The sequence below is a fragment of the Bradyrhizobium sp. UFLA05-153 genome (genome assembly GCF_054185185.1).
Map to the genome: position 1 here is coordinate 1 of NZ_JBBIAM010000230.1, position 6,813 is coordinate 6,813.

Consider the following 6,813-nt stretch of genomic DNA (forward strand, 5'->3'; position numbering starts at 1 on the left):
CGTGAGGGCAGCAGCAACCGGATGTTTGCCGGCTGTCACTGCGAGCCTTTGATTTGCATCAATGCTCCCCATCATTTGAATTGCCGACGGCGATGCCGACGCTTTGCAGCATCTCGCGCCACAGCTTGCGCACCTCGGTGTGACGCCGCTCAAGGGCGGAGTTGACGGCGTCGCGAAATGGAACGAGGTCGGGACCCTTCAGCGACAGGATTTGTGCCTGGAGCAGGCGGCCGCTTTCGAACTCGATGCGGCGCAGCGCCATTGCGAACGGATCCTCGGAATTTGCTTCGACCGGCAACAATGCTGCCGGCCGGATAGCCGCGTGAACGGCGTGGGCGAGCGTCGCAAGACCGGCTGCCACAGCCAGGGGCCAGTCTGAAATCTCGTAGACCGGCGCCGGAAACCAGGCGCTTTCCCATGCCACGGTCATATAGCCCAGGCCAGGGTCAGGTGCCCAACTCGTCGCGCGCATCAGAAGCGAGACGATCTCGGTCTCGCGGAAGAGCTGCGTGTTCAGCTCGGTCTGCCAAGCGGACTCGAGCTTTGTGGGCAAGGTGAATGCGGATTGTCGCGCCAGCGCGCCGTGGGCGGAGATGAGGAATGCGGCGACACGCGTCTGCTGGTGCGGCGGCACGCGGCCCTCGGTGTCGAGCGGTCCAAAAAATCCGCTCATGTGGACGCCCTCCGTACAGGGATCGCACGCAGATGATCGTAGCCCTCGGGGAACGGCATGAGCTCGTCGCCGGGCTCTTCCGGCGCGACCCAGACTGCCTTGTTGCCTTGCCAGCGTCCGGCGAGTACGTCCTTGGCGAAGCGCGCGAGCAGGTCGGCCGTCAGCGCCCCCTTCTCGAGCGTGAAGGCGTGATAGGCCTTCGGGATGATCACCAGCGAGCTGTTGGGAATTTCGACCCGCAGGGTTTCGTGCAGCGCACGCGGCGTCAGGAAGTCGAACTCGCCGTTCAGGATCATGGTCGGGAGCGTGATCGACGAGAGCTTCGGCGTCAACGGCTGAAAGTCGAGAAAGGACTCCATCAGGTTCTGGAGCGCATAGACGTCGTTGACGAGCCAGCCCTGCCGCTTGACGCTGTCGAGCTTGTCGAGGAGCGGCTTCAACCATTGGTCGGACAGGTTCATCGGCAGCAACAGGTCCTGGAGATAGCCGGTGCCGCCCAGGATCAGGCCGGTGCGCAAGGCGTTGCCGATCAGGAGCAGTTGCGGGGAGAGCTCCGCAAAGCAGCTCATCGGCACAAGGCCGGACAGCCGCTCGCCGTGCTCGATCGCGTAGCGGAGTGCAATGAGACCGCCGAAGCTGATGCCCGTGAGGAAGATCGGTCCATCGCCGAGCTCGCCGATCAGGCGATGAAGCGCGGTAACCTGGTCGTCCTGGTTAATGTACAGGGCTGGCTTGTCTGAGCCGCCCTGGCCAAGCAGATCGAAGGTCGCCACACGGAAGTGCTGGGCGACCAGGGCTTCGCGATAGGCGGCCCAGAGCTCGGCATATTGCGTGAGGCCGTTAACCAGAACATAGGCCGGGGCATCCGGCGGCCCCTCGAGCTCATAGCGTATCCGATATGAGCCGTGATTGAGGAAGGGCATTGCGACGACCGGCTGCCGTGTCTGATCGCAGCGATCTTCAATCTCTGGTCGGGAATTCCATTGAGCTAAATCAAACCTCTCCCGGGTGACGTCCCTAGCGTTTTCGCAAAACACCGCCAGGAGGAATCCGCCATGACCGGGAGAGACATGCTCAAACGTTGCTTGGTCAGCCTGATCGTGTTGCTGGTCGGCACGGCGCTCGCTGTCGCGCAACCCTTCACCCGCCGCTCATCGCAGATGCAGCATGATGGGCTGAAGAAGACCTACGAGATCGCCAACTTCCGCCTCGGCGGCAAGTACGATCTGTCCGATCCGTCGAAATGGGAGAATGGCGGCGAGGGCGGCGTGACGCTGGAATCGCTCGGCGCCGGCAAGCTGCGCGCCTCTTACATCGCTGTCGGCAAGGCGCGGCGCAATGCCAATGACGAGATCACAAACGCCGTGGTCATCAACTCCTACTACTCCGGCGACTCCACCGACATGTTCGAGCAGTGGGTCAAGGGCGCTGCCTTGTCAGGCGGCGTGCCCATCATCGGGCCGGGCCGGCCGATCGATACCGATCGCTACTTCGTCATCATGGTCGATCCGCTCGGCACCTGGGGCGACAGCAAGCCGTCCGACGGGTTGGGCGTGAAGTTTCCGCAATACAGCTACTTCGACATGGTGCAGGCGAACTACCGCCTGCTGCGCGATCATCTGAAGGTCGCGCGCGTGGCTCTGGTGACCGGCGTCTCCATGGGCGGCACGCAGACCTATGTCTGGGGCGTGATGCATCCGGAGTTCATCAACGCGCTGATGCCGATCGGCGGCACCACGCAGTCTGACGCGGGCGATCCCGTCGGCAACTGGACGTTCCAGATGATGACTGCCGCGATCGAGTCCGACCCCGTGTGGCAGGCCACGAACGGCGATTACTACAAGCTGCCCAAGGAAAAGCATCCCGTGCCGGGTGTTGCGTTCGGCTGGTCCATCCTTGGAATGACCGGCTACGACTTTGGTTATCGCACGACCCAGAATTTCACCGCTGTCCAGCCCGAGATCTTTTATTGGGATCCGCCAAATGAGAAGGCGGGGTTGAACGTCACCAACCGTGCCAAACTCTATGACGCCGTCGATCTGGTCTGGCGCAACCGGGTCGGGGAAACGCACAACATCAATGCCTATCTCGGTCGCATCCAGGCCCGCACGCTGGTGATGCACATCACCAATGACCTCTGGCTGAACTTCAAGCTCGCCCAGCAGGCCGTCGATCGTGTGCCAGGCGCAGACCTCATCGCCGAGGAAAGCCCGGTTGCCCATTATGGCGTCTTCCCGCTCATCAACAACCGCAAGAACGATCCGAAGTTCGTCGCCTTCATGGACGACGTCGCGAGCCTCGACCGCGCGCAACAGTTCGTCGACAAGAACTATAGCGTGCCGGGCGTCGCCGAGAACATCGATCCCAAAAAATCCTTCTGGAAGGATTTCGTGACCTATCCCTATCCGGTCAAATTCGCCAATGCCAAGGACAAGAGCGGCAACTCCTGGCAGATCGGTTACATGGATGAATATGCCGGCACCGCCAAGGATCCGAAGGTGCTCGTCATCATCCATGGCAAGGGCGCGTTCGGCGGGCACTACGGCAACGTCATGCAGTATGCCTTGCGCAGCGGCCTGCGCGTGATCGTGCCCGACCTGCCGCATTACGGCATGTCCGGGCCCGGCAATCTCGACAAGAGCCCGGCACGCACCATGCAGGACATGCGCGAGGTGATCTACGACCTCGTCGTCAACCAGCTCGGCGTCAAGAAGGCCTACTATCACGGCCATTCGCTCGGCGGGCAGTTCGTGATGGGCTATGCCCTGACCTGGCCGGATGCGGTGCAGGGCCTTGCGCTGGAGGCGCCATCGGGCCTCGAGGAGTATCCGCGCGACATCACCATCGCCAAGGACAAGAAGGCTCGCCTGTTCGACGAAGCCTTCGATCACGACTTCGACAAGTGGAAGGCGACCTGGGACCAGACCGGCATTCTGGCCGCGGAGAAGGCGCGCGATGAGCAGAGCATCCGCGACTTCTTCTACTTCAAGAAGCGTGATCCGAACACTGGCGCGGTGTCTGCGGCCAAGAGCGGCTATTTCTTCAGCGACAGCGAATATGCCCGCTTCCATACCGAGCAGCGCGTCGGGCTGACCAAGGGCAATCCGAAGGAGCTCGAGCAATGGTGCAACGTCTTCATCTATGACATCTACACGATCGGCTCCGAGCTCCAGCAGGATGACCCGAAGAACCTCTACGAGCGGCTCACCCAGATCAAGGCGCCGATTTTCCTCGCGTTCGGCGACAAGGAGCCCTTCATCCCGACGCCCGCGTTCAACGGGCTGACCGATCTTGGGCGCGACGTCATCTCGCCGTTCATGACGCGCATGACCAATGCCGGCAACCGGCCGATCCTGAAGATCTATCCGGAAACAGGGCATTTCATCCATACGGACAATCCGGTCGAGTTCTCGGTGGACGTCGTGGACTTCGTGACCAAGGGCAGCGTCGACACCTCGTCGCCGCAAGGCATCGACCGCATGATCAAGGGAGCCGTGGTATCGGCCTTGCCGGTGGCGCCGACGCCGGCAGGTGCTGCGCCCACGGCCGGCCTGAACAAATAGGCCCGCTCATGCCAAGGGTGCAGGCGGGCGAGGTTCAGTTGAGCTGGCGAGAATGGGGAGAGGGCGACGTCACCGTCGTCTTCATCCACGGCAATCTCGCCAGCAAGGACTGGATCGAGCTCGCCGCGCCGATGTTTCCCTCGGGCCTCCGCGTGATCGGCATCGACTGGCGTGGCTGTGGCGACAGCGACCGGCCGAGGCCCGCGGCCGATTATTCGAACTACTCGATGCAGCAGCACGCGCAGGACATGCTGGCGGCGCTCGATGCGCTGGGCGTGAGCTATTGCCATCTCGCCACGCATTCGACCGGCGGCATCATCGCCGCGCGGATGCTCCTGATGCAGCCGCAGCGATTCGGACGCGTGTTCGCGCTCGATCCGGTGACGCCGCTCGGCATGGCCTTCAATGCCGATCAGATCGGGCTTTTCCGTGCGATGATGGCGAGCAAGGAGCTGACACGGACGGTAATGGCGACCGCGGCCTCCTCGCTCTTCGTGCCGGAGAGCATGGCGCCAGGCGAGGTTCCTCGATTCCGTGACGGGCTCGGAGATATCCCGGCGCTGTTCGACCGCATCATCGAGCAGACCTTTGGTGTCTCTGAAGGCATCTGGATCGGGACGCCCGTCAACCTCACCCGTGAAAAAGAGAGCCGGGAGCTGGAGCGTCGCATGGCGGAGATCCGGCATCCGCATCTGGTGCTGTGGGGCGAGTGGGACGGCTGGATCCCGCCTGCCGATCTTCGTGCGATGGCCGAGGCGATGCCGGACTGCCGGCTTGTCGTCGTGCCCCGCATCGGGCATTCGATGAATCTCGAACTGCCGGCCTTGTACGCCGGCTATTTTGGGGCTTGGTTCGGCGGGCTTGCGGCATAACCCTCAAGGAGCAACATCATGGCGGACATCCCATCGACCGAGAATATGCGTGCTATGCTGAGCGAAGCGCTTGGTCGTCTGCGCAAGGCCAATACCGAGTATTTCGACCTGCTGGAAAGAGGTCTGAGTTCCTCGCCGCTGCCGATCGCGAATCAAGCCAAGGAGTTCTGCAGCCATATGCAGCGCAACGTCTCCGCGACCTTCGATCTGGGTGACAAGCTCGTCCAGGCCAAAGACATGCAGGAAGCACTCAAGATCCAGTCCGAGTTCTTCCAGGACCAGATGCGCTCGATGACCGACCAGGCGCGCAACATGGGTGAGTCGGCGATGAAGGCGGCGAGCGGCATGTTCACGCCGAAGAGCTAGGCACCCCGAATAAAGACGGCATCCCCCGCTACGAGAGAGGACGATGGCGCTTCAATTCCTGGTCGGCACCATCGTCAGCCTCGCCAATATCATGATCCACGCATCGGTGACCGTCGGCGCAATCGCTATCGCGCGCTCTGCCGGCTTGCGCCATACGATCTGGCCGCGAGCGCACCTGATGGCTGTGATGGTTGCGACTGCGGCTGTCCTGATGGTGGCCCACACGCTCGAAATTCTCGTCTGGGCGCTCGCTTACCGAGTCGTCGGCGCGGCGCCAGACGGCAGCGAGCTGCTCTATTTCACCTTCGTCAACTACACCACGCTCGGCTACGGCGATATCACGCCGGTCCCGGACTGGCGCCTGGTCGGCCCAATGACTGCGATGAACGGCATCCTGCTGTTCGGCTGGTCGACCGCCGTGCTGTTCGAGGTGCTGCGCAAGACGCTGGAGCACCTCGCGGCGATCAATGCCAAAGAGTTCAGTTCTGAAGATCGAGGTTAGCGAGCTGCCGGCGGTCCAGTAGCACGATCTGGCGCTGGGTGTTGCCGACGAAGCCGAGGATGCCGAGCCCGTGCAGGTGCGATATCGCCCGCGAGACCGTCTCAAGGGTGAGGCCGAGATAGTCCGCGATGTCGCGCCGCGACATCGGCAGCGCCAGGACCCCTGCGGCGGTTAGCCGCGTATCCATCTCGATCAGGAACGCGGCGACCCGCTCCAGCGACGTCTTGCGGCCGAGCAGCAGCATGTGATCTTCCGCGTGCTGTAAATTGGTCGTGGTCATGCGGAGCAGGTTCTTGGCCACCACGGCGTCAATCTCGGCCACGGTCTCCAGGCTCTGCCGTTTGATCAGGCGCACGGTGGTATCGACGACGGCTTCTGCGGTGAAGCGATGCGTGTGGCCGTTCTCGAGCCCGAAGATATCGCCGGCGAGGTGAAACGCGCCGATTTGGCGGCGCCCGTCAGACAGCAGCTTGTAGCTTCGCACCGCGCCCGTCTTGACCTGGTAGATGTACTCGGCGGGCTCCTTCTCGCCGTAGATCTCATTGCCCTTCTTGTAGGTAAACTCGCTTAGACTGACGATCGGATTCGAATCACTGCTCATTCCGAGATCGTGCAGCGAATTGGGGCGAGGCAGCGGATCGGTCGTGATGCGTACGAACATGGGCCAACTCCTCAATCCATTGCTGAATTGGTCTCGTGCGATTCATGGCGAGGAATGTGCCGCGCTATCCCACTCCCGCTTGGGTTGACTTACGACGAAGGCGACATTTCCAGCCATTGTCTCAAGGGCCATTGTCCCAAAGGACAGGCGCTGCAATATCTTGCACGGATTGAGAA

The 6,813-nt window shown here is 62.1% G+C and carries 7 protein-coding genes; 4 read left to right on the plus strand and 3 right to left on the minus strand.

Features of this window, described 5'->3' with window-relative positions; translation table 11 throughout:
• Positions 1 to 58: 58 nt before the first annotated feature.
• Together Q2941_RS50095 and Q2941_RS50100 are read right to left on the minus strand one after the other, a co-directional pair.
• Positions 59 to 673 carry a hypothetical protein gene (locus Q2941_RS50095; protein ID WP_027521024.1) on the minus strand — a complete coding sequence of 205 codons (615 nt, stop codon included), beginning with the start codon at positions 671 to 673 and terminating at the stop codon, positions 59 to 61.
• Positions 670 to 1,596, minus strand: coding sequence for an alpha/beta fold hydrolase (locus Q2941_RS50100; RefSeq protein WP_027521023.1), 927 nt, complete (start codon positions 1,594 to 1,596; stop codon positions 670 to 672). Before Q2941_RS50100 ends, Q2941_RS50095 begins: the two co-directional genes overlap by 4 nt.
• Before the next feature lie 132 nt (positions 1,597 to 1,728).
• Between Q2941_RS50100 and Q2941_RS50105 the strand changes: the two genes are divergently transcribed.
• The 4 genes from Q2941_RS50105 to Q2941_RS50120 are packed head-to-tail and all read left to right on the plus strand — an operon-like array spanning position 1,729 to position 5,976.
• A complete protein-coding gene (locus tag Q2941_RS50105) occupies positions 1,729 to 4,236 on the plus strand; it encodes an alpha/beta hydrolase (protein ID WP_027521022.1) in 2,508 nt (835 codons plus the stop codon).
• 8 nt (positions 4,237 to 4,244) lie between these two features.
• The gene (locus Q2941_RS50110) at positions 4,245 to 5,108 is read left to right on the plus strand and encodes an alpha/beta fold hydrolase (protein WP_458197324.1); all 864 of its coding nucleotides are present in this window, start codon (positions 4,245 to 4,247) and stop codon (positions 5,106 to 5,108) included.
• Positions 5,109 to 5,126: 18 nt separating this feature from the next.
• A complete protein-coding gene (locus tag Q2941_RS50115) occupies positions 5,127 to 5,474 on the plus strand; it encodes a phasin (RefSeq protein ID WP_458197325.1) in 348 nt (115 codons plus the stop codon).
• A 43-nt stretch (positions 5,475 to 5,517) separates the two neighbouring features.
• The gene (locus Q2941_RS50120; protein WP_458197326.1) at positions 5,518 to 5,976 is read left to right on the plus strand and encodes a potassium channel family protein; all 459 of its coding nucleotides are present in this window, start codon (positions 5,518 to 5,520) and stop codon (positions 5,974 to 5,976) included.
• Here the strand turns inward: Q2941_RS50120 and Q2941_RS50125 are convergent.
• The gene (locus Q2941_RS50125) at positions 5,954 to 6,637 is read right to left on the minus strand and encodes a helix-turn-helix domain-containing protein (RefSeq protein WP_027521019.1); all 684 of its coding nucleotides are present in this window, start codon (positions 6,635 to 6,637) and stop codon (positions 5,954 to 5,956) included. The two genes, Q2941_RS50120 and Q2941_RS50125, sit on opposite strands and share 23 nt — an antisense overlap.
• Positions 6,638 to 6,813: the final 176 nt, after the last annotated feature.

Coding starts and splice junctions, on each gene's coding strand:
- Q2941_RS50105 (WP_027521022.1), top strand. CDS start 1,729: ATGACCGGGAGAGACATGCTCAAACGTTGCTTGGTCAGCCTGATCGTG.
- Q2941_RS50125 (WP_027521019.1), bottom strand. CDS start 6,637: ATGTTCGTACGCATCACGACCGATCCGCTGCCTCGCCCCAATTCGCTG.
- Q2941_RS50100 (WP_027521023.1), bottom strand. CDS start 1,596: ATGCCCTTCCTCAATCACGGCTCATATCGGATACGCTATGAGCTCGAG.
- Q2941_RS50110 (WP_458197324.1), top strand. CDS start 4,245: ATGCCAAGGGTGCAGGCGGGCGAGGTTCAGTTGAGCTGGCGAGAATGG.
- Q2941_RS50095 (WP_027521024.1), bottom strand. CDS start 673: ATGAGCGGATTTTTTGGACCGCTCGACACCGAGGGCCGCGTGCCGCCG.
- Q2941_RS50120 (WP_458197326.1), top strand. CDS start 5,518: ATGGCGCTTCAATTCCTGGTCGGCACCATCGTCAGCCTCGCCAATATC.
- Q2941_RS50115 (WP_458197325.1), top strand. CDS start 5,127: ATGGCGGACATCCCATCGACCGAGAATATGCGTGCTATGCTGAGCGAA.